This is a genomic window from Methylobacterium sp. E-005, assembly GCF_022829725.1.
Taxonomy (GTDB): domain Bacteria; phylum Pseudomonadota; class Alphaproteobacteria; order Rhizobiales; family Beijerinckiaceae; genus Methylobacterium.
The window spans coordinates 1-20,493 of the sequence record NZ_JAKSYG010000194.1 but is presented as its reverse complement, the minus strand read 5'-3'; the positions used below and the strand labels follow the sequence as shown (position 1 = coordinate 20,493).

Genomic DNA, 20,493 nt, shown 5'->3' with positions numbered 1-20,493 from the left:
CCGCGGCTATCTCAGCTGCTGACGCCATCGCCGCCGACATCCGCAACATCATCCGCGAACGCTTTACCACTCAGGGGAAAGGACACTGACCCATGCCCGTCACCCCGATTACACCCGCCCAGACCGACGCCCTGGCGAAGCAGCCTGACAGCGCCATTGAAGCCGGCTGCATAGCGGCATGGGAAGTTTCACGCCCCTTCATTGCGCGCGAGTTCTGTGGTGGGGAGGACCCCGGCGCCTGGGCCGAGCAAGAGGAGTCCCTTCGCGATATCAGCCGGCAGGAAGTCCACGCCGCATATCAGGCGATCCAAGCCGCTACTTGTACTGGCAGCGACGCCCTGGCGAAGCTCGCAGAGATCCCGGCCGTAGGGAGTGAGGAGCGGGAACGGTGGCTGGAGAGGGCCGAACAGATCGGGGCGTTGCTCTACAACGATCGTACCCAAACGCACCTCGCTGCTGAATACGCCATCCTCGCCCTCATGTCCGAAGCCCGGAAGCAGGGACAGAGGGATGTGCTGGGCGCGTGCCTGACGGCACCGGGCTCTAGCCCTACGGGCGAAGCCCCTGACGGGTCTTCGTCGCAAGCGACTGCGATCCCATCGCGCGGCCCGGCTCTCAAATTGGCAGGTTCATGGCCGCGTCGTCCGCATCCTGGTCAGCATCCCGATGGCGCGCGGATACGCTACGATCTTCCTTGGATAAAAGACTGGCGAACTGTGACTGGCGGGACCATCGAGGCCGCTATGGAGGCTCATCGCCAAGCGCTCGACGGTGAAACCCAATTTCCCTCCCCCGCCTTCGCCGCTGCGATGCCATCGGGCGGGATTGATGACGCTATTGCTCTGGTCAAACGCGAGTTCCCAGGATGGGCCTACGCGTTGGATGAATGCCACCTCGACATTCATGCTTGGATCTGTCCGGACGACGGCGCGCCCAGCAATGGCTACGATGGTTGGGGCGAGACCATGGCCCTCGCTATCGTAGATGCAGTCAAGAACGCGAAAGAAGCGTTAGGGACTGATGCACGTAGTGCCGAGACCGGAACGGGCTCGGTCGAAGACGAAGGCCCGGCCTGCAAGGCAACGCCCCAACCCCTTCCCCAATCCACCCCCTCACAGCCTGAGATGACGGTGGAAGAGGCGAGGCAGCTTCTTGATGGCGTTCGCGACCCAGTTCGGCTGGCGATCAACTTCCGCAAGGTTGACGATCTCGAAGATGCCGAGCGGGTCGAACTCGCCCTCCGCATTCTTTCCTCTCACCCCGCCGCCGTCCTGCGCGAGCCGGGGAAGGGAGGTCGGTCGTGATGCACGAAGATCTCGCTAACGGCCTCGGCTTGGCGGCAGTGATCCTCGCCATCTGCCTCGGTCTCAGCACCTGCGGCTACACACAGGCCGTGATCTCGCACATGCCCCCGTTGCAGCCGTGCGGAGCGAAGCCATGACCGCTTCCCTCAACCCCGATCCTACAAGCCCCGGAACCGAGGGCGAGCCCGAGCTTCACAGCTTCTGCATCAATCCCATCGGCGGCGGGAACATCCACGCTGAGGGTACGGATCGCTTCACGACCGAGGCTGAAGCTCTTGCCCATGTCAACTGGGCGCGGGCCACGATCGCCCGCCTCCACTCCGATCTTATGGCCGCACGAGAAGAACGGGATCGGGCTCGGGCTCTTACCCGAGACCTGCATCGGCGCACGCAAAAGGCCGAGCGGTTTCGGGACCGCTGGAAAAGCTGGCCGTGGATGTTTCAAAAGCGAATGCTGGAAGCTCGTCGTCGTAGACGAGCCGAAGACAACCTCATCGCCCTCGCCAAGATGTACGGAGACGCCTGCGCTCGGCTTCAGGCCTTACGCGGCATCGTCTGCGACAGCGCGAAAGCGATCGGCAACGGCGCCTGCATCGGCCCTGAGTGCAGCTTGGATTTCATGGGCTACCTGCCGAACGAGATCGCTGGCGTCACGAGCAAGCTTCGCGCTGATTTGAAAGAAAGCGCCATGCAGCACCTCGCCCGCGACGTGGCGGATGAGCAGGCATGGACTGAGATAGCTGCTCTCAGGGAACGGGTGGCGAAGCTGGGAGCGGAGAACGGGAAACTAAGGCACTTCGCGACATTCGCGCTGAAATGGTGTGACCGCGGCCTCCCGCACGGCGGCCCAGGCAATGAGGCTCAAGCCCTCGACTTCATTCGCCATCATCCGACGCTCTCTGCGATGCGGAGAGCCGCCCTGTCCTCCTCAGACCCGGAGAAGCAGAATGGCTGAGCCCCTGTACTGCTCGTTCTGCGGCTACAGCCAATACGAGCGCGCACAACTCATAGCCGGGCCGGTTGTGTTCATTTGCGATGAATGTGTCGATCTGTGCGTCGAGATCATCGCGGAAAGGACGACACCTCTCACCCGCGCTTGGCGCAAGACATGGCAGATCGTGCCACCTCCGAAGGTGGAGGTTCGCAATGGCCGCTGAGCCCTTCATCCCCACCCCCGAGATGATCGCCGCCGCATGGGGCATCCTGCTCGACCGCTGGCCCGGCCAGCCACACTTGCTCGGTCCAGGGCCGGGCTTCCGTGAGGCAATAGAGGCCGCTTTCGCAAAGATGCCAGCCCGCCTTCGCAAGACAGAGGAGACGAAGCCTTGAGCAATTCTATCCTGACCTTCACGGCGATTGTGGCCTCCGGTGCCCTGCTCTGGATCGCGATCAGCCTGCACATCCTCACGGTCCACGCCTTTGAGATCGTCTGCATCCTGACGGATCGGCCCGGATCCCGCCCTTTCCATTCTCGCACAGGAGGCTGAGCAATGAGCGGGCGTGGTTCCGATACAGTGCGCGCGGAAGCCATCAAGGCGCGGGCCCGTGAAATTCTTCGTATGGGTCTAGGGGAACCAGTCGGCGACGAGAGCAGTCGCCCTGGCATAGTCGCAGCTTTTGAGGCGGCATTCCCAGACGGCGACCCTCGGCGCCAACTCATCGCTGAGCGGCTTAAACAGCCATTTGGAGGCTCGCAGAACGGTCGCGGCCGATATTTCAGGGCCGATATAGGCACCCCAGCCATCCCCCCTCGACGGCCCCGCGCCACCACGACGATCTATGTCGTCGGCTTCGCGCAGTACGTGAAGATCGGCATCACTCAGCGCGACGTGCAGCACCGTATCGCTGGCATCCAGACCGGGTGCCCCGAAAAGCTGGAGATCTATGCCACGTTCCCAGGCGGCCTGCTGCTTGAGAAAGAACTGCATCGGCGGTTTGCCGAGCATCGTCGCCAAGGCGAGTGGTTCGTCCGCGAGGGCGAACTTGCGGAGTGGATCGCAGGTGGATGTAAGGAGGTCGTCGGATGACCGCACTGCCGCTTGGCATGCTTCCTCGCGGCCTGACCCGCGACCAAGCCGCCGAGTACTGCGGCTGCGATACCACGGCCGCGTTCGACGAGTGGGTGCGCAAGGGCATCGTCCCGCGGGCCATGGCCGGCACCACACGCTGGGATCGCAAGGCTATCGACCGGGCGCTTGATCGGCGCTCCGGGTTGCTATCGGATGCCGCCCCGTCAATCGACGAGTGGCTGGCAGAGCATGCGGGTTAAGCTGACGGGCATCAACACGGTCCGCCGCAAGCTGGCCGATGGCACAATCCGCACGCACTACTACCACCGGGCGACCGGGACGAAGCTACAGGGTGAGCCGGGATCCGCAGAGTTCGTCGCCTCGTATCAGGACGCTGGCCGGTCAGCCGCGCTCAATCGGAGCCAAGGCACGGTAGAGTGGCTGATCCGGCAGTACCAGGCCAGCCGGGCATGGACCAAGAAGCTTTCGGACAAGACCCGCGCCAACGAGGAATTCAACATCCGGGCGTGCGAGGCAAAGTGGGGCAAGACACCCCTTAAGATCGTCGAGAACCCACGCAGCCGACCGCCCTTCCTGAAATGGCATGAGCAGCTTGCCGAGGATCACCCGCGAGCGGCCGACGCGAAGCTAGCGCGTCTGGCGAAGGTGTTCGCTTGGGGCGTCGACCACGGCCACATTCGGCACAACCCGATCGCCACGTTCGAACGCGCCTACAGCTCGACCCGCGCCGAGATCATATGGCTGCCTGAGCATGTGAAGGCGTTCGAAGCTGTCGCACGCCCAGAAATCCGGCTAGCGATGATGCTCGCCTTGCATACGGGCCAGCGTCAGGGCGATCTGCTGAAGTTGACGTGGTCGGCCTGGGATGGGGCGGCGATCACGCTCAAGCAGGGGAAAAGCAAGCGGACGGTCTACGTGCCAGCGACCCGCGCGCTGAAGACGGCGCTGGATGCGGCGCCTCGCCGCGCGGGCACCATCCTCGTCGCGTCGCGCGGCGGCCCGTGGCTGAAGCGCCGGTTCCACAAGGTCTGGAGCGAAACATTTGCGGCGGCCCGGATCGCGGAGGGCCTGCACTTCCACGATTTGCGCGGGACGGCCGTCACAATGCTAGCCGAGGCCGGCTGCAACGTGCCGGAGATCGCGACCATCACGGGCCATTCGCAGGCGCACGCGCAAAAGATCCTGGATCAGTATCTAGCCCGCACACGGAGCCTTGCCGAGTCAGCTATCGCGAAGCTCGACGAACACGAACGCAACCGGCAGAAACCGAACCGCCCTGCAAACGATGCAGCAAACGGTGAGAAGGGCGATGGCTCAAATGACAGCTAAGTCACTGAGAAAGAATGGTCGGAGTGGCCGGACTTGAACCGACGACCCCCTGTCCCCCAGACAGGTGCGCTACCGGGCTGCGCTACACTCCGACGCCGCTAGGGCCCCCGGCTCTTAGCCTTCGCGCGGCGCCCGTGCAACCCCTTCGCGTGGTCCCGCCCGAGCCGGGAACCGCTGGCGCTCGCGGCGTGCGGCCGTTACGGGGTGCGCGCGTCCCAGACACCAGCAAGGTTCATGACCGACCGACCGATCGCCTTCGATCTCACCCGCCTCGTCACGCGCCTGCGCCACGCCAGCCCGTCCGGAATCGATCGCGTCGATCTCGCCTATGCCCGCGCCTTCCTCAGCTGGTCCGCCGCCAGCGTCGGCGTGGTTTCCACGGCGTTCGGTCCGCGTATCCTCGACCGGGATCGGTCGCGCGCGATCGTCGAGGCGGTCGCGGCCGGTTGGGTCGAGGATCGGGGGGCACTCGACGATCCGGTCTACCGCCGGTTGGCCGCGCGGTGCGGCGCGACGGGGCTCGCACCCGGAACCGACGCCACCGCCCCGCGGATCGGCACCGGGGCGCGGCGCCGGATCCAGGCCCGGACGGCGGCCGAGATCGCCCTGCGCGGCGGCCCGGTCGACGCGCTCCCACGCGATGCGCTCTATCTGCACACGTCGCACCTGCGGCTCGACGATCCCCGGCGCTTCGACTGGCTCTACACCCGCCGGGATGTGCGCGCCGCCTTCTTCGTCCACGACCTGATCCCGATCACCCATCCCGAATACGGCCGCGCCGGCGAGGCCGAGCGGCATCGGGCGCGCCTGCGCACGATCGGGCGCCACGCCTCCGCGATCCTGGTGAACTCGGCCGATACCGGACAGCGGACCCTCGATCACTTGGCGGCCGAGGGGTTCGGGCGGCCGCCGGTGGCGGTAGGCCATCTCGGCGTCGAGCCGGCCTTCGGCCACGACGGACCCCGCTTCCAGCCGGATCGGCCGACCTTCCTGGTCTGCGGGACGATCGAATCGCGCAAGAACCACCTGCTCCTGTTCCAGATCTGGCGGCATCTGGCCGAGCGCTATGGGGCCGTCACACCCCGGCTCATCGTGGTCGGGCGCCGGGGCTGGGAGGCCGAGAGCGCCATCGACATGCTGGAACGCTGCCCGGGCGTGCGCGCCCACACCATCGAGGCGACCGGCCTGTCGACGCACGGCCTCGCCGCGCTGACGCGCAGCTGCACGGCGCTGCTGATGCCGTCCTTCACCGAGGGCTACGGGATCCCCCTCGTGGAGGCCGCGGCCTCCGGGCTGCCGGTGGTGGCCTCCGACATCCCCGTCCATCGGGAGATCGCTGAGGGGTTCGCCCTGTTCCGCGATCCCGTCGATGGTCCGGGCTGGATAGCCGCGATCGAGGCCCTGTCGGAGCCGGCCTCGCCGCTACGGCAGGATCTGGCCCGCCGCCTCGCTGGATACCAGCCGCCGACCTGGGCCGCACATTTCGACGCGATCGGTCCGACTCTGGCGGCGCTCTGACGGCGATCGCCTGCCGCACTCATACGGCGCCGAGTTGCACGGACATGGCCTGACGAATATGAAAAAGCGTCAGTCCCGTAAGCTGATGAATCCCGGGCGGAACGGAGATCCTGTCGATGCAGGTGGTCGACCTCGATCGCAATGCGGTTAAGAGTGGTGTTGACGATGGCTCGATGTTGATCATCGATGTTCGGGAACCGCATGAATACAGCGCCGGTCACATCCCCGGAGCCGTCTCGCATCCGCTCTCAAGCTTCGACCCCGAGGCCGTGGCCGCCCTCGTGGCCGAGGACGGGCGGCAGCCCGTCTTCTCCTGCGCGTCCGGGGTCCGATCGGTCCACGCGCTGATGGCGGCGCAGCAGGCGGGCCTGGACATCACCCGCCACTACAAAGGCGGCTTCAAGGATTGGTACGGCGCCGGCGAAGCCATCGAGTAGGCCGCCGGATCATCCGGTCTGCGGAGCCGCCGTGTGCGCCGGCGCACAAGCAACATCGTTGCGCGCGGGTTAGGGCGCGTCTGCGGCGGAACTATCGTCAAGCTCGGCACGACCGTCGGTCGGCCAATGGACAGCAGAACCCGATGCGCAGCCGGCTTCTCAGCCTTCTCACCGTGCTCTCCGGACTGGCCGCCGGTCTCGCCGCGGGACCGCTCGCGACGCCCGCCCATGCCCAGGCGCCGGGTGGCCCTCCGCCGAAGGTCACCGTGGCGAAGCCCGTCGTGCGCGAGATCGTCGAGCAGGACCAGTATACCGGTCGCTTCGACGCGATTGAATACGTCGAGGTCCGTGCTCGCGTCACCGGATACCTCGAGAAGATCAACTTCGTCGACGGTCAGACGGTGAAGAAGGGCGACGTCCTGTTCGTCATCGACCGGCGTCCCTACAAGGCGGCCCTGGAGCAGGCCCAGGCGGCCCTGGCCTCCGCCAAGGCGCGCCAATCCTTCTCGCAGACGGACCTGGAGCGCGCGCAGACCCTGTCACGCAGCGGCAACATCTCCGAGCAGGTCACCGACCAGCGCCGGCAGGCCTCGCAGACCGCCCAGGCCGATGTCGACAGCGCCCAGGCCGCCTTGAACAACGCCCAGCTGAACTACGACTTCAGCGAGGTGAAGGCGCCGATCAACGGCCGGATCAGCCGGCGTTTGGTGACCGAGGGCAACATCGTCAGCGCCGACCAGACGCTGCTGACGACCATCGTGTCGCTCGACCCGATCTATTTCAGCTATACCGTCGATGAGAAGGCGTTCCTGAAGTATCAGAGCAGCCTCGGCATCGGCATGGGGCAGACCCAGCAGGGTAAGGGCGTCCCGATCCTGATCGCGCTCTCGGGCGAGGCCAAGCCGACCCGCAAGGGAACGCTCGACTTCGTCGACAACCGCGTCGACAACGCCACCGGCACCATCCTGCTGCGGGCCACCGTCCCGAACCCCGACCTGTTCATCAAGCCCGGCCTGTTCGGCATCGTGTCGATGCCGGCGACCAAGCCGTTCCAGGGCGTGCTGATCCCCGACGAGGCGGTGGCCGCCAACCAGGACAAGCGGATCGTCTACATCGTTGGGCCCGAGAACGTCATCCAGCAGAAGGACGTGGTCCTTGGACCGAAGGTCGACGGCTACCGGGTGATCCAGTCGGGGCTGAAGGGCGACGAGATGGTCGTGGTCAACGGCACCTCGCGGGTGCGGCCGGGCGCGAAGGTGACGCCCGAGACCATCGAGCTGCCCCCGAGCAAGACGTGAGCCGGACCGGCTCACGGTCACTGCCATCGCGCGCGCCCTACGGCGCGCCCCGCACCGACGACGCAGGGCCCCGGCCGGGAGACCGGCGGGCCTCAGAGGTTTGACCGATGCGTTTCGCCCATTTCTTCGTTGACAGGCCGATCTTCGCCTCCGTCACGTCGATCGTGTTCCTGATCCTCGGCTTTGTGGCCTACGAGAGCCTGCCGGTCTCGCAATATCCCGAGATCGTGCCGCCGACCGTGACGGTGCGTGCCTCCTATCCGGGCGCCAATGCCGAGACCGTGGCCGCCACGATCGCGACGCCGATCGAGCAGGAGGTCAACGGCGTCGACAACATGCTCTATATGACGTCGTTGTCGACCAACGACGGCAACATGCTGCTGACCGTGACCTTCAAGGTCGGCACCAACCTCGATATCGCGAACGTGCTGGTGCAGAACCGGCTCTCGGTGGCCCAGCCCCGCCTGCCGCCGGACGTGCGCAACCTCGGCGTCACCGTGCGCAAGGCCTCGCCCGACCTGATGCTGGTCGTGCACCTGCTCTCACCGAACAAGACCTACGACCAGAACTACCTCGCCAACTACATCTATCTGAACATCCGCGACGAGCTGCTGCGCCTCGACGGTGTCGGCGACATCACGATCTTCGGCGGTAACGAATACGCCGAGCGGATCTGGGTCGATCCCAACAAGCTCGCCGCCTACGGCCTCTCGGTCACCGACGTCACCACGGCCCTGCAAGAGCAGAACGTCCAGGTGGCGGCGGGCCAGCTCAACGGGCCGCCCGCGGCCAAGAGCGAGGCGTTCCAGCTCGTCGTGCAGTCGCAGGCGCGGTTCAAGACGCCCGAGCAGTTCGCCGAGGTGATCATCAAGGCCCAGGATGGGCGCCTTGTCCGGGTGAAGGACATCGCCCGCGTCGAGATGGGCCAGAAGGACTACACGACCAACTCGTTCCTGAACGACACTCCCGCGGTCGGCATCGGCGCGTTCCAGCGACCGGGCACCAACGCCCTCGACGCCGCGGCGTCGGTCAAGAAGGTGATGGAGGAGGTCAAGAAGAACTTCCCGCCGGATGTCGAGTACCGCATCGCCTACAACCCGACCGAGTTCATCGAGGAGTCCATCCACGAGGTCTACAAGACGCTGTTCGAGGCGGTCGGCCTCGTGGTCATCGTGGTGCTGGTGTTCCTGCAGAGCTGGCGCACCGCGCTGATTCCGGTCATCGCGATTCCCGTCTCGCTGATCGGCACCTTCGCGGCGATGGCGGGATTCGGCTTCTCGCTCAACAACCTGACCCTGTTCGGGCTCGTGCTCGCCATCGGCATCGTGGTCGACGACGCCATCGTCGTGGTGGAGAACGTCGAGCGCAACATGGCCGAGGGCCTGTCGCCGGGCGATGCCGCCCACAAGACCATGGACGAGGTCGGCGGCGCGGTCATCGCCATCGCGCTGGTGCTCGCCGCGGTGTTCGTGCCGACCGCGTTCATCCCCGGCATCTCGGGCCAGTTCTACAAGCAGTTCGCGCTCACCATCGCGGCCTCGACGCTGATCTCGGCCTTCAACTCGCTGACCCTGTCGCCGGCGCTCTGCAAGCTGCTGCTGGTGCCCCACCATGCCCGCAAGGAGCCGAAGTTCTTCCTGACGCGGTTCGTGGCCTGGCTGGCCAACGGCTTCAACCGCGCCTTCGACGCGACCTCGAACGCCTATGGCCGGACCATCCGGGTGCTCACCGGCGGGATCGTGGGCTTGGGCGTGATGCTGCTGGTCTACGCCGCGGTGATCGCCGGCACGCTCCACCTCGCGCAGACGACGCCCACGGGCTTCATCCCGGACCAGGACCAGGGCTACCTGATCGGCGTCGTCCAGCTCCCCTCCGGCGCCTCCCTCGACCGCACGACGGACGTGATCCTGCGCGCCGCCAAGCAGGCGCGCACGGTCGACGGCGTGGCCAACGCGGTGATCATCGCGGGCTTCGACGGCGCGACCTTCACCAACACCACCAATGCCGGCGTGATGTTCCTGACTCTCAAGGGCGCCAAGGAGCGTGCCGAGACCGGCCGGAGCGCCGCGGCGATCACCGGCGATGTGCTGAAGGCCACCTCCGACATCCAGGAGGCCCGGGTGATCGTGATCCCGCCGCCGCCGGTCCGGGGCCTCGGCAACGGCGGCGGCTTCAAGATGCAGATCGAGAGCCGGCAATCGTCGGAGATCGGCCCGCTGATGGCCGCCGCCGGTGCGGTGATCGGTCAGGCGAACCAGAGCGCGGACGTGCAGCGCGTCTTCACGACCTTCGACAATTCGACGCCACAGCTCTTCCTCGACATCGACCGCACCATCGCGCGGATGCTGAACGTGCCGCTGGCCAACGTGTTCTCGTCGGTTCAGGCGGATCTAGGTGGCACCTACGTCAACGACTTCAACACACTGGGCCGCATCTATCAGGTGCGCCTGCAGGGCGACGCGGCGTTCCGCACCTCGGTGCAGGACATCTCGCAGATCAAGGTCCGTTCCTCGACGGGTGCGCTGGTGCCGATGGGGACGCTCGCCTCGGTGCGGGACGTGACCGGGCCGCAGATCGTGCAGCGCTTCAACCTGTACTATTCGGTCCCGGTCCAGGGCGTGGCCAAGCCCGGCATCTCAACCGGGCAGGCGCTCACCGCCATGGAGGAGATCGCCAAGAAGAACCTGCCGGACGGCTACTCCTACGACTGGACCGAGATCGCCTATCAGCAGAAGGCGGCGAGCGGTACGGCCGGCGCGGTCTTTGCGCTGGGCGTGCTGCTGGTCTTCCTCGTGCTCGCCGCGCAGTACGAATCCTGGGCGTTGCCGCTCGCGATCCTGCTGGTGGTGCCGACCGGCGTTCTCGCAGCATTGGCAGGCGTGCAGTTCCGGGGGCAGGACAACAACATCCTGACCCAGATCGGCCTGATCGTGCTGATCGGCCTGGCGGCCAAGAACGCGATCCTGATCGTGGAATTCGCCCACGACATCGAGCAGCGGGAGCACCGCGGCCCGGTCGAGGCGGCGGTCGAAGCCTGCCGGCTTCGGCTGCGCCCGATCCTGATGACCGCCTTCGCGTTCATCCTCGGCACGCTGCCGCTGGTGATCGCCACCGGCCCCGGCGCCGAGATGCGGCAGGCGCTGGGAACCGCGGTGTTCTTCGGGATGATCGGCGCGACCTTCTTCGGCCTGTTCCTGACGCCGGTCTTCTACGTGGTGATCCGCCGCTTCTCGCTCTGGCTCGGCCGGTTCCGAAAGAAGCACAGCCACGGCGATCACGGCGAAGCCACCCCCGCCCACGGTTGATGCGCCCCCCTCCGGAGCCGCGCTTGATCCGCAAGGTTCGGGCGCGGCTTTCGCGCGACTCGCGGTAGGGGGCGGTGTACAGGCTGGCGGCATGCACGCCCTCGGCCGCCTGTTCCTCGGGGCCTTCGCCCTCCTCTTCGCCGTCCCGGTGGGCTTCACCGTGCTGGTGATGGCGCTTTTCCTCGATCCGGCCGCGCAGGCCTGGCTCACCGGTGGCGCGCTCGCGGGCCTCGACATGGCCCTGTCCGACCTCTCGGCCGGGCTGCCGCCGGAGGGCCTCGTGCTGTTCGTCGCCGGCCTCGCCCAGGCTTTGTTTGTCCTGCTGGTCATGCCCCCGGCTCTGGTGGGCCTCGGTGGCGAATTGTTTCGGCGGCGGGGGCTGCTCTGGTACGGGGCCGGATGCGGCGCGCTGACCGCGGTTCTCCCCTGGCTCACGCGCGGTGTGGTCCGGTCCGGCCGGGATCCGGGCCTCCTGGCCGCTGAGGCGCGGCTGACTCTGATTCTGTTCGTGGTCGGCGCGAGTGCCGGCTTGGTCTATTGGCTGATCGCCGGTCGCGGCGCCGGCTTCGACCGGGATGACCGGCCGGCCGGCGCCGCCTGAGACACACCTGCGCCGGATGCGCTTGGCCGCGAGCGCCCGGGCGCGCTAAGGGGAGCCGTCGATTCCCGGATTCCGATGCTCGCCCTGCGCTCTCTCGCCTTCAACATCTGCTTCTACACCGCCACGACGATCCTGGCGGTCGCCGGTCTGCCGACGCTGATCTCAGGGCGAGCGGTGATGCGCCTCGCGCGCCTGTGGGGGCGGATCACCCTCTGGCTGCTGAAGGTCGTCGCCGGCACCCGGGTCGAGTTCCGCGGCCTTGAGAACATCCCGCCGGGGCCGTTGCTGGTGGCGGCCAAGCACCAATCGGCCCTCGAGACCCTGGCGCTCTGCACGGTGCTGCCGGACTTCGCCTATATCCTGAAGCGTGAGCTGCTGCTCATCCCGCTGATCGGCTGGTACCTGTCGCGCAGCGGCATGGTGGCGATCGACCGGTCGAAGGGCACCCGGGCCATGAGCCTGATGAATGCCGCCGCCGTCGAGGCGATCCGGCAGGGCCGCCAGCTGATCATCTTCCCCGAGGGCACCCGCCGGGGTGTCGGGGCGCCGCCGGCCTACAAGCAGGGCCTGTCGCACCTCTACACGGCCCTGCAGGTCCCCTGCCTGCCGGTTGCGTTGAATACCGGCCTGTTCTGGTCGCGCAACAGCCTCGTCCGCCGTCCCGGGACTGCGATCATCGAGTTCCTGCCGACAATCCCCCCCGGTCTGCCGCGCCAGGAGTTCCAGGCCCTGGCACAGGAGCGCCTCGAATCAGCCTCCAACGCCCTGGTGGAAGGCGGTCTACAGGGCCTCACCGCGGCTGGGTATTCCGTCCCGGCCGACAAGGCGCCGGCGGTGGCCGCACCCCGCCGCTGACGACGGCAGCTCTTCATCCTGGCTTGTGGATAACGGGCATCATCCCCACATCCTACCTAAGGGACGTCACGCTTGACGGCTGTGGATATCGCGCGCTAGGTTGGAACAAATGGCGAACAGAAGAGCCCTGTCCTGGTCGGCCGCGCTCCGCGACCTGAAGGACGATCGCAGCCGGAGGCAGGATGTGCGTGAAGAACGTCTCAAGACGAATGCGGGCCTGCGCGGCGCGCCCGCATTGCCGCTCTCGGCTTGGCGCGGCCGCTCGGGCCGGCGCTACGTGGTCGGTGTCCATTCGGCCGGGGGCTTCGACCTGGACGAGATGGCGGAGGCGGTGGTGATCGCGGTGCGCCGCGATGATACCGGCATCGCCAAGATGGTGTCGGTTGCCACTTCCAAGGAGAACCCGCGCGACCATCTCCGCCGGACCTGGCTGGATCGCGTCCGCTGCGGCGGGGCCACCGAGATGCATGTCCATCGCCTTGCCGACACCGAGGCCGAGCGGATGGCGATCGTCGAGGATCTGAAGGTCGATACGGTGGAGCCAGCCCAGGTCTGAGTCGGCCCAGGTCTGAGCCGGTGGAGGGCGGCCGCGTCCGCACGGTTCGATCCGTGCACCCGTCGACCCGGATCGCTGCCGCCCCAGTTTCGCCCCTTGCGTGGCCTCATGGCGGGGTCGTGACGTCCCTGAGGGGATTACGGCAGGAGCGGAACGCATGGTTGAGGATCGGACGCAGCCGGTGAACGCGGGGCAGACTGTCCCGCGCGGGGGCAGGCGTCGCTCGCGGCTCGGGCTGTTCCTCCCCTACATCCTTCTGGCCGTCGTGGTGATCGCGTGGTCGGTCGGCTGGTTCTGGATCCGCGGCCGGGCGGCCAGCGAGATCGACGGCTGGATGGCGCGGGAAGCAGCCGCGGGCCGCACCTGGGGCTGCGCCGATCGGACCCTGACCGGATACCCTTTCCGCCTCGAATTGCGGTGCAGCGCCGTGACGCTGGAGCGCTCGGATGGCCGCTTCCGTCTGGGCCCGACAACCGCGGTGGCGCAGATCTATCAGCCGCGCCTCGTGCTGTTCGAGAGCGCGGGTCCATTCCATGTCGATCAGGGCGGCTTGACGGGCGATGCGTCCTGGCGCGCCCTCCAGGGCAGCTTCCACGGTGCCTCGGACGGTTTCACCCGGGCCTCGGTCGTGATGGACGATCCGAAGGTCAACGTGACAGGCGCGGAGACGGGGCCGATCGCGCTTTCGGGCCAGCATCTGGAACTGCATGCCCGGCCTGATCCCGGTCGTTACGAGTCCGAGGGCGCGGTGGATGTCAGCCTGCGCCTCGTTCAGGCGGCGGTCCCGCAGCTCGACGCTCTGACCGGAACCCAGGCCCCAGCCGATCTCGCCCTCGACGCAGCCCTGTCCCAGGCGACCGTTCTGCGAACCGGGCCGGTTCCGCGGGAGCTGGAGCGCTGGCGTCAGGCCGGCGGGACCCTGGACATCGCAGGGCTCTCCCTGGCCAAGGGCGAGCAGCGCGTCCAGGCGAAGGGCACGCTGGCCCTTGATGCCGCCCACAGACCGGCCGGCCAGCTGAATCTTCGAGCGGCGGGTATCGACGCCCTGGTTGGTACCATCGTGGGGCAACGCTTCGGCTCGGATCGCGGCGCGCTCGTGGGCCAACTCGTCGGCGGCCTGCTGGGATTGAGCCGCCGCCCGCCCCCGGACGCTCCAGCCGACGCGACGCCGCTGAAGGATCTTCCGCCGCTGCGGCTGATCGACGGCAAGGTCGTCTTCAGCGGCTTCCCGATTCCGAACGTCTACCTGCCCGCACTGTATTGAGGGTAGGCCAGCGCGCGGAGCGCCCTGCTCTCCGCCGCCGGATCCGCTATAGGATGCCCATGGCCGACGCGACCCGACCCCCGGCCCGCATCAAGATCTGCGGGCTCAGCACCGAGGACACCCTCGACGCCGCCCTGGCGCTCGGGGTGGACTGGATCGGCCTCGTGCATTTCCCGCGCAGTCCGCGCCACGTGGATGTCGCCCGGGCCGCAGGCCTGTCGCGCCGCGCGAAGGGCCGGGCGGAGCGTGTCGTCCTGCTGGTCGACCCGGACGATACCTTGCTGACGAGCGTGGTCGAAGCCGTCGGCCCCGACCTGATCCAGCTGCACGGCCGGGAGAGCCCCGAGCGCGTCGCTGCGATCCGTGCCCTGACCGGCCGTCCGGTGATGAAGGCGCTTGGCCTCGCATCGCCCGCGGATCTGGCGCCGCTGGCCGCCTACGTGGCGGTCGCCGACCGCATCCTCCTCGACGCCAAGGCGCCCGCGGATTCGGCCCTGCCCGGCGGCAATGGCAGGTGTTTCGACTGGACGATCCTCGCCGATCGCGACCTTCCGGCGGGCACGATGCTCTCCGGGGGGCTCGACGCGGCCAATGTCGCCGAAGCCCTCGCGCGGACGCAGCTCGGCGCCGTCGACGTCTCGTCCGGGGTCGAGTCGGCGCCGGGCATCAAGGATCCCGACAGGATCGCGGCCTTCGTGGCGGCTGCGCGGGGAATGGACTGAGCTATCGCGGCGCCGGCAGCGCCGTCCGCCCGGTATTGGGGACAATGTAGGGGCCGGGCGTCTCGCTCTCCGGCGCATAAGCGCGCAGCCGCGTGGCCTCGCGCTCGTGACGCACGGCCTCCCGGCGGTGGTAACGCGCCCGAGCCCGGGTCTTGCCCTGGCCGAGCCACGTGAAGATGCCACCGACGATGATGCCCAGCGCCACCGCGCCGAACAGGATCGCGTAGAGCGGCAGGTCCACGCTGAAGACCGGCGCATCGACGTTGAACGGATCGAAGGAGAGCCGCACCGGCGCGCGGTTGGCCACCGCCAGCAGGATCACCAAAGCGGCGATCGGCAACAGCACGAGGCTCTTCAGGAAACGGATCATCGCGCTCAGGGCTCCTTCCTACTCTGCGGCCGAGGCCGTTTCGCCGATGCCGGCCGCATTGAGGCGCTGGCGCATCTCCTTGCCGGTCTTGAACACGGGGATCGCCTTCTCGGACACGGCAACGGCGGCACCGGTGCGCGGGTTGCGTCCCCGGCGCGCCTCACGGCGCTTCACCGAAAACGCGCCGAATCCACGCAGCTCGACCCGGTCGCCGCGGGCGAGCGCATCGGAAATGGTGTCGAGAATCGCGTTGACCAGGATCTCCACGTCGCGCTGGTAGAGATGCGGGTTCTGCTCGGCGATCTTGAGGACGAGCTCCGACTTGATCATGGCGTCCGGTCTTCTTGCAGGATCGGGGCGGGCGTCGGGGAGACGGCCGTTCAGGGTTCCGGCCGCCAGAGGGCAAGGAGCCCGCCGCGGGCCGCCTGCGCCTCGGCGCCGACCGTCCGGAGGCGCGACGCGACACCCTCAAAACCCAGCAGATCGGCACCGACGCCCGCGGCCGACCAGAGCGAGAAATCGCTCTCCGATCGGGGCTTCCAATCCTTGACCGGAAGATCCTTCGTCACGCCCCGGGCGCTTTCCAGCCAAGCCACCGCCTGACGCTCGCTGCCGAGCTCGTCCACGAGCTTGAGCGGCACGCTCTGACGCCCGCTGAAAACGCGGCCGTCCGAGACGGTCGCAAGCTGGCCGGCATCCATGCCCCGGCGCTCGGCCACCAGCCCCTTGAACCACGCGTAGGTGTCACCCACCACGGCGGCGAGGGCTGCGCGCGCCTCCGGCGAGGTCGGCGTGAAGCCTGAGGGCTCGGCCTTGAGCGGCGACGACTTCACAGACTCCACCTTCACGCCGACCTTGTCGAGCAGGCCCGACACGTCCGGGTACTGGAACAGCACGCCGATCGAACCGACGAGGCTGGTCTCCCGCGCCACGATATGGTCGGCCGCGATGGCGGTGATGTAAGCCCCCGAAGCCGCCGTCCCGTCCACGAAGGCGACGATCGGCTTCTTGGCGGCAAGCGCCCGCAGGTTGCGGAAGATCTCTTCAGAGCCCGTCGTCGTGCCGCCCGGCGAGTTGATCGATACGATCACGGCTTTGACGGCATCGGCGTCGCCGACGCGCTTCATCAGCTTGGCGGTGGCCTCGCTCCCCGCGATGAAGCCGGAGACCGAGATGCGCGCGATCTGCGGCTGCACGGCGAAGCCGCCTTCCGCGCCGGTGCGGACGCGATAGCCAAGGGCGCCGACCGCCACCAGGAGGCCGCCAATGCCGAGCACGCGCCAAAGGGACAACCTGCGGCGGAGGCGCCGCCGGTCGATCAGCAGTTCGGCGTCGGCTGCCATGCTGTGCCTTCCCTGAAGCCCCCGGTCCGACCCCCGCAACGGGGTGCGGGAGCCACGCCCCGCGCCGGGCAAGTCCTTGGTTTCGTTCGGCTCGCCCGACCAAAGCCGGGTGAGGCCGGTGTTCTAAGCATTTACCGCGGGCGTGGATACGGGGCGCGCGAAGAAAATGATCCGGCTGTCTGCCGCGGTTCCCCGGGCGTGCAGCGAAGTCGTGGATCGACCCGCGACGTCAACCTGGAATTGTTGTCACGCGCAAAAGAAAACCCGCGCCGGACACCGGTCCCGCGCGGGTTGTCATGCTGGCCGCCCGAACGGTTCGGGCGGCCGGTGTCAGACGCTCACTCGTCGTCGGAGCGCTTCTTGTTGAAGGCGGCACCGAGAATGTCGCCGAGCGAGGCGCCCGAATCAGCGGAGCCGAACTGGGCCATCGCCTCCTTCTCCTCGGCGACCTCGAGGGCCTTGATCGAGACCTGCACGCGGCGGGCCTTCCGGTCGAACTGCACGACGCGGGCGTCGAACTTCTCGCCGGTGGCGAAGCGCTCGGGGCGCTGATCGCCGCGGTCGCGGGCCAGCTCGGCCCGGCGGATGAAGGTCTGCATGTCGGTGTCGACGATCTTCGCCTCGACGCCCGAATCCTTCACCTCGATGACCTCGCAGGTGACGATCTGGCCCTTCTTGATCTCGCCGGCCTCGGCGAAGGGGTCACCGCCGAGCTGCTTCACGCCCAGCGAGATCCGCTCCTTCTCGACATCGACGTCGAGAACCTGGGCGCGGACCATGTCGCCCTTCTTGAACTCCTCGATGACCTGCTCGCCGGGACGGTTCCAATCGAGATCCGACAGGTGGACCATGCCGTCGACATCGCCTTCCAGTCCGATGAACAGGCCGAACTCGGTCTTGTTCTTGACCTCGCCTTCGACCTCGGAACCGACCGGGTGCTTCTCGGCGAAGCCCTCCCAGGGGTTCTGCAGGGTCTGCTTAAGGCCGAGCGAGATGCGGCGCTTGACCGGATCGACCTCCAGGATCTGAACCTCGACCTCCTGGGAGGTGGAGACGATCTTGCCCGGGTGGACGTTCTTCTTGGTCCAGCTCATCTCGGAGACGTGGATCAGGCCCTCGATCCCCGGCTCCAGCTCCACGAAGGCGCCGTAATCGGTGATGTTGGTCACGCGGCCCTTGAGCTTGGCGCCCTCCGGGTAGCGGGCGGCGATGCCCTCCCACGGATCGGCGAGCAGCTGCTTGATGCCGAGCGAGATGCGGTGCGTCTCGTGGTTGATCTTGATGATCTTGACCTTCACGGTCTGGCCGATCGTGACCACCTCGGACGGATGGTTCACGCGGCGCCACGCCATGTCGGTGACGTGCAGCAGGCCGTCGATCCCGCCGAGATCGACGAAGGCGCCGTACTCGGTGATGTTCTTGACGACGCCGTCGATGACCTGACCTTCCTCGAGGTTGGCCACCAGCTCGGAGCGCTGCTCGGCGCGGCTCTCCTCGAGCACGGTCCGGCGCGACACGACGATGTTGCCGCGGCGGCGATCCATCTTGAGGATCTGGAACGGCTGCGGGGTGCCGAGCAGCGGGGTGACGTCGCGGACCGGGCGGATATCGACCTGCGAGCGCGGCAGGAACGCCACGGCGCCGTCGAGGTCGACGGTGTAGCCGCCCTTGACCTGGTTGAAGATCGTGCCGATGACCCGGTCGTTGTTCTCGAACGACTTCTCGAGCTTGACCCAGCTCTCCTCGCGGCGCGCCTTGTCGCGCGAGATGACGGCCTCGCCCAGAGCGTTCTCGATCCGGTCGACATAGACCTCGACCTCGTCGCCGACCTTCAGCTCGCCCTCGCGGCCGGGACCGGTGAATTCCTTGAGTGCGACACGGCCTTCCGTCTTGGCGCCGATGTCGATGACGGCCACGTCCTTCTCGATCGCGACGACGCGACCCTTGACGACGGACCCTTCGGTGATCTCGTGTTCGAGGAAGCTCTCCTCGAGGAGGGCGGCGAAATCGTCGCGGCTCGGGCTATGCCCCAGAGCGGTACCTGCGGTCATTCCATCTCCTGAACGGCCTCCCTCGGAGGCCCGTTGCGCCGGCGGCTCGCGTTGCAAGCACCCCTGTCCGCCGCGGCCGCTCCCTGCATGTTCCGGGAGAGGCGACCAGATCCCGGAGGAACCGGCTTGCCGACGCGTCGATACGGATGACGAGGGCGATCCGTCCGGACGGCTCGGCGGGCGCGCCGAAAGACGAGCGCGCGAGAGCGGGTCCGGAAGACCCGCGTGCCTTACAGCATGGGGATCGAAACTTCAACGGGACCGACTTCTGCTTTACGAAGGACCGATAGCAGTCGCGTCGACAAAGGATGCCTTGCCCGCCGTAGTCGGAGCGCTGTACGTCGGGCCGCCGATGCGCGCGGCCGGGGGCGGTCGCGAATGGGCGATGCGTCAATGCCGGGATCGGCTCGAGGAGGCGCCTGTGACGCACACGGACGCCGGGTGTTCCGGAACCGGGCAAGTCGGAGGCTGAGCGTTCAATGCCCCATGGGTACAGCACGCCGATGGAGATGCTGGTTCGGAAGCTCGACAGCTGCGCCCAGCTGGAGCAGGCCGAACGCGCAGCCATCCTGAACCTGCCCCATACGGTGCGGAGCCTGCCGGCCCGCCACGACATCGTCAGCTTCGGCGACCGTCCGACTCAATGCTGCCTCGTGCTCCAGGGATGGGTTTCGCGCTACGCGGCCCTGTCGGAGGGGGGGCGGCAGATCCAGTCGTTCTACGTGGCGGGGGACATGCCGGATCTGCAGAGCCTGCACCTGCACCGGATGGACCATCACCTCGCGGCCCTGACCACGTGCACCCTCGCCTTCATCGGGCACGATGAGCTACGGCAGGTCACGAGGCAGTATCCGGGGCTCGCCGCCGCCCTGTGGCGCGACACGCTGATCGACGCCGCGCATTACCGCGAGCGGATCACCAGCCTGGGTCGTCGACAGGCACTCGGCCGCGTGGCCCACATCTTCTGCGAGCTGTATCTCCGCCAAAAGGCCATCGGCCTGGCCAATGGGACGAGCTGCCCCCTCGCCCCCAAGCAGTCCGAGTTGGCCGACGCCCTGGGACTGACCAGCGTCCACTTGAATCGGGTTCTGCGGACCCTGCGGTTGCGTGGGCTGGTGACCTTGGGCGGCGGCGTCCTGACCATCGAGAACTGGAACGAGCTGGCCGCCCTGGCCGAATTCGACCCCACCTTTCTCCACCAAGCCGACGACGAGGCCCCCGCCGAGAAGGCGACCGAGCCCGCCTGACCCTGCCTGCCGGCGGCGTTCAGGCCGCCTTGGCGAAGGCGTCCGGCAAACCCGGGATTTCATCGGTGTGGACGTCGAACCGCGCCAGGATCGCCGCGCCGAAGCTCGTCGTGAGGGCGCAATCGGTCGCGTCGCGGCCGCGGGCCATGACGATGCGGCCGATGCGGGGGCGGTTGTGGCGGGCGTCGAACGTGTACCAGCGCGGGCCGGACGGCCCGTCGAGGTAGGCCTCGAACCACGCGGAGAAATCCATCGGCGCCGGA

General features: G+C 67.5%; 22 protein-coding genes, 1 tRNA gene and 1 pseudogene. 18 read left to right on the top strand and 6 right to left on the bottom strand.

All coding sequences use genetic code 11. The features are described 5' to 3' along the window. Positions 1-92: 92 nt before the first annotated feature. From MKK88_RS22065 to MKK88_RS22030, 8 genes are all read left to right on the top strand, one after another. On the top strand, positions 93-1,304 hold the full coding sequence (locus MKK88_RS22065) for a hypothetical protein (RefSeq protein ID WP_244003509.1): 1,212 nt from the start codon (positions 93-95) through the stop codon (positions 1,302-1,304). Beyond that, positions 1,304-1,441, top strand: coding sequence for a hypothetical protein (locus MKK88_RS22060; RefSeq protein WP_244003507.1), 138 nt, complete (start codon positions 1,304-1,306; stop codon positions 1,439-1,441). Before MKK88_RS22065 ends, MKK88_RS22060 begins: the two co-directional genes overlap by 1 nt. Next, complete coding sequence (locus tag MKK88_RS22055; RefSeq protein WP_244003505.1) at positions 1,438-2,259, top strand: hypothetical protein; 822 nt, start codon at positions 1,438-1,440, stop codon at positions 2,257-2,259. Before MKK88_RS22060 ends, MKK88_RS22055 begins: the two co-directional genes overlap by 4 nt. Continuing rightward, positions 2,252-2,461, top strand: coding sequence for a ClpX C4-type zinc finger protein (locus MKK88_RS34315; RefSeq protein ID WP_409566695.1), 210 nt, complete (start codon positions 2,252-2,254; stop codon positions 2,459-2,461). The genes MKK88_RS22055 and MKK88_RS34315 overlap by 8 nt, the downstream gene beginning before the upstream one ends. 168 nt (positions 2,462-2,629) lie before the next feature. Then, the gene (locus MKK88_RS22045; protein WP_244003503.1) at positions 2,630-2,791 is read left to right on the top strand and encodes a hypothetical protein; all 162 of its coding nucleotides are present in this window, start codon (positions 2,630-2,632) and stop codon (positions 2,789-2,791) included. A 3-nt stretch (positions 2,792-2,794) separates the two neighbouring features. Beyond that, entirely contained in the window at positions 2,795-3,331 is a 537-nt protein-coding gene (locus tag MKK88_RS34310; RefSeq protein WP_409566694.1) for a GIY-YIG nuclease family protein, read from the top strand. After that, a complete protein-coding gene (locus MKK88_RS22035; protein ID WP_244003498.1) occupies positions 3,328-3,573 on the top strand; it encodes a hypothetical protein in 246 nt (81 codons plus the stop codon). Before MKK88_RS34310 ends, MKK88_RS22035 begins: the two co-directional genes overlap by 4 nt. After that, positions 3,563-4,663: a tyrosine-type recombinase/integrase gene (locus MKK88_RS22030; protein ID WP_244003496.1), complete on the top strand. Its 1,101-nt coding sequence runs from the start codon at positions 3,563-3,565 to the stop codon at positions 4,661-4,663. Before MKK88_RS22035 ends, MKK88_RS22030 begins: the two co-directional genes overlap by 11 nt. A 15-nt stretch (positions 4,664-4,678) precedes the next feature. Here MKK88_RS22030 and MKK88_RS22025 read toward each other — a convergent pair. After that, positions 4,679-4,755 (bottom strand) — tRNA-Pro (locus tag MKK88_RS22025). A gap of 142 nt (positions 4,756-4,897) precedes the next feature. Here MKK88_RS22025 and MKK88_RS22020 point away from each other — a divergent pair. From MKK88_RS22020 to MKK88_RS21980, 9 genes are all read left to right on the top strand, one after another. Continuing rightward, positions 4,898-6,181, top strand: a complete 1,284-nt coding sequence (locus MKK88_RS22020; RefSeq protein WP_244003494.1) for a glycosyltransferase family 4 protein — start codon at positions 4,898-4,900, stop codon at positions 6,179-6,181. A 116-nt stretch (positions 6,182-6,297) separates the two neighbouring features. Continuing rightward, a complete protein-coding gene (locus tag MKK88_RS22015) occupies positions 6,298-6,618 on the top strand; it encodes a rhodanese-like domain-containing protein (RefSeq protein WP_244003492.1) in 321 nt (106 codons plus the stop codon). A 143-nt stretch (positions 6,619-6,761) separates the two neighbouring features. Beyond that, the gene (locus tag MKK88_RS22010; protein ID WP_244003490.1) at positions 6,762-7,916 is read left to right on the top strand and encodes an efflux RND transporter periplasmic adaptor subunit; all 1,155 of its coding nucleotides are present in this window, start codon (positions 6,762-6,764) and stop codon (positions 7,914-7,916) included. A gap of 107 nt (positions 7,917-8,023) precedes the next feature. Then, positions 8,024-11,221: an efflux RND transporter permease subunit gene (locus tag MKK88_RS22005; protein WP_244003488.1), complete on the top strand. Its 3,198-nt coding sequence runs from the start codon at positions 8,024-8,026 to the stop codon at positions 11,219-11,221. A gap of 91 nt (positions 11,222-11,312) precedes the next feature. Then, positions 11,313-11,822, top strand: coding sequence for a hypothetical protein (locus MKK88_RS22000; RefSeq protein WP_244003486.1), 510 nt, complete (start codon positions 11,313-11,315; stop codon positions 11,820-11,822). Positions 11,823-11,897: 75 nt separating this feature from the next. Next, positions 11,898-12,677 (top strand): lysophospholipid acyltransferase family protein, encoded by a 780-nt coding sequence (locus MKK88_RS21995; protein ID WP_244003484.1) that lies wholly within the window; start codon positions 11,898-11,900, stop codon positions 12,675-12,677. A 109-nt stretch (positions 12,678-12,786) separates the two neighbouring features. After that, positions 12,787-13,233, top strand: a complete 447-nt coding sequence (locus MKK88_RS21990; RefSeq protein ID WP_244003483.1) for a hypothetical protein — start codon at positions 12,787-12,789, stop codon at positions 13,231-13,233. Between the two features lie 157 nt (positions 13,234-13,390). Continuing rightward, positions 13,391-14,497, top strand: coding sequence for a DUF2125 domain-containing protein (locus MKK88_RS21985; protein ID WP_244003481.1), 1,107 nt, complete (start codon positions 13,391-13,393; stop codon positions 14,495-14,497). A 59-nt stretch (positions 14,498-14,556) separates the two neighbouring features. Next, entirely contained in the window at positions 14,557-15,219 is a 663-nt protein-coding gene (locus tag MKK88_RS21980; RefSeq protein ID WP_244003479.1) for a phosphoribosylanthranilate isomerase, read from the top strand. Between the two features lies 1 nt (position 15,220). Here MKK88_RS21980 and MKK88_RS21975 read toward each other — a convergent pair whose 3' ends face one another. The 4 genes from MKK88_RS21975 to rpsA all read right to left on the bottom strand — a co-directional run bounded on the left by MKK88_RS21975 (position 15,221) and on the right by rpsA (position 18,983). Then, entirely contained in the window at positions 15,221-15,589 is a 369-nt protein-coding gene (locus MKK88_RS21975) for a LapA family protein (protein WP_244003477.1), read from the bottom strand. Between the two features lie 18 nt (positions 15,590-15,607). Next, positions 15,608-15,919, bottom strand: coding sequence for an integration host factor subunit beta (locus MKK88_RS21970; RefSeq protein ID WP_010683170.1), 312 nt, complete (start codon positions 15,917-15,919; stop codon positions 15,608-15,610). A gap of 50 nt (positions 15,920-15,969) precedes the next feature. After that, positions 15,970-16,932, bottom strand: coding sequence for a signal peptide peptidase SppA (gene sppA / locus MKK88_RS21965; RefSeq protein ID WP_244003475.1), 963 nt, complete (start codon positions 16,930-16,932; stop codon positions 15,970-15,972). Between the two features lie 338 nt (positions 16,933-17,270). Further along, positions 17,271-18,983, bottom strand: a complete 1,713-nt coding sequence (gene rpsA, locus MKK88_RS21960) for a 30S ribosomal protein S1 (RefSeq protein ID WP_244003473.1) — start codon at positions 18,981-18,983, stop codon at positions 17,271-17,273. Between the two features lie 479 nt (positions 18,984-19,462). Between rpsA and MKK88_RS21955 the strand changes: the two genes are divergently transcribed. Then, a complete protein-coding gene (locus tag MKK88_RS21955) occupies positions 19,463-20,230 on the top strand; it encodes a Crp/Fnr family transcriptional regulator (RefSeq protein ID WP_244003471.1) in 768 nt (255 codons plus the stop codon). 19 nt (positions 20,231-20,249) lie between these two features. Here MKK88_RS21955 and MKK88_RS21950 read toward each other — a convergent pair. Beyond that, positions 20,250-20,493, bottom strand: a pseudogene (locus MKK88_RS21950) (transglutaminase family protein); the annotation flags it as partial.

Coding starts and splice junctions, on each gene's coding strand:
- MKK88_RS22065 (WP_244003509.1), top strand. CDS start 93: ATGCCCGTCACCCCGATTACACCCGCCCAGACCGACGCCCTGGCGAAG.
- MKK88_RS22060 (WP_244003507.1), top strand. CDS start 1,304: ATGCACGAAGATCTCGCTAACGGCCTCGGCTTGGCGGCAGTGATCCTC.
- MKK88_RS22055 (WP_244003505.1), top strand. CDS start 1,438: ATGACCGCTTCCCTCAACCCCGATCCTACAAGCCCCGGAACCGAGGGC.
- MKK88_RS34315 (WP_409566695.1), top strand. CDS start 2,252: ATGGCTGAGCCCCTGTACTGCTCGTTCTGCGGCTACAGCCAATACGAG.
- MKK88_RS34310 (WP_409566694.1), top strand. CDS start 2,795: ATGAGCGGGCGTGGTTCCGATACAGTGCGCGCGGAAGCCATCAAGGCG.
- MKK88_RS22035 (WP_244003498.1), top strand. CDS start 3,328: ATGACCGCACTGCCGCTTGGCATGCTTCCTCGCGGCCTGACCCGCGAC.
- MKK88_RS22030 (WP_244003496.1), top strand. CDS start 3,563: ATGCGGGTTAAGCTGACGGGCATCAACACGGTCCGCCGCAAGCTGGCC.
- MKK88_RS22020 (WP_244003494.1), top strand. CDS start 4,898: ATGACCGACCGACCGATCGCCTTCGATCTCACCCGCCTCGTCACGCGC.
- MKK88_RS22015 (WP_244003492.1), top strand. CDS start 6,298: ATGCAGGTGGTCGACCTCGATCGCAATGCGGTTAAGAGTGGTGTTGAC.
- MKK88_RS22010 (WP_244003490.1), top strand. CDS start 6,762: ATGCGCAGCCGGCTTCTCAGCCTTCTCACCGTGCTCTCCGGACTGGCC.
- MKK88_RS22005 (WP_244003488.1), top strand. CDS start 8,024: ATGCGTTTCGCCCATTTCTTCGTTGACAGGCCGATCTTCGCCTCCGTC.
- MKK88_RS22000 (WP_244003486.1), top strand. CDS start 11,313: ATGCACGCCCTCGGCCGCCTGTTCCTCGGGGCCTTCGCCCTCCTCTTC.
- MKK88_RS21995 (WP_244003484.1), top strand. CDS start 11,898: ATGCTCGCCCTGCGCTCTCTCGCCTTCAACATCTGCTTCTACACCGCC.
- MKK88_RS21990 (WP_244003483.1), top strand. CDS start 12,787: ATGGCGAACAGAAGAGCCCTGTCCTGGTCGGCCGCGCTCCGCGACCTG.
- MKK88_RS21985 (WP_244003481.1), top strand. CDS start 13,391: ATGGTTGAGGATCGGACGCAGCCGGTGAACGCGGGGCAGACTGTCCCG.
- MKK88_RS21980 (WP_244003479.1), top strand. CDS start 14,557: ATGGCCGACGCGACCCGACCCCCGGCCCGCATCAAGATCTGCGGGCTC.
- MKK88_RS21975 (WP_244003477.1), bottom strand. CDS start 15,589: ATGATCCGTTTCCTGAAGAGCCTCGTGCTGTTGCCGATCGCCGCTTTG.
- MKK88_RS21970 (WP_010683170.1), bottom strand. CDS start 15,919: ATGATCAAGTCGGAGCTCGTCCTCAAGATCGCCGAGCAGAACCCGCAT.
- sppA (WP_244003475.1), bottom strand. CDS start 16,932: ATGGCAGCCGACGCCGAACTGCTGATCGACCGGCGGCGCCTCCGCCGC.
- rpsA (WP_244003473.1), bottom strand. CDS start 18,983: ATGACCGCAGGTACCGCTCTGGGGCATAGCCCGAGCCGCGACGATTTC.
- MKK88_RS21955 (WP_244003471.1), top strand. CDS start 19,463: ATGCCCCATGGGTACAGCACGCCGATGGAGATGCTGGTTCGGAAGCTC.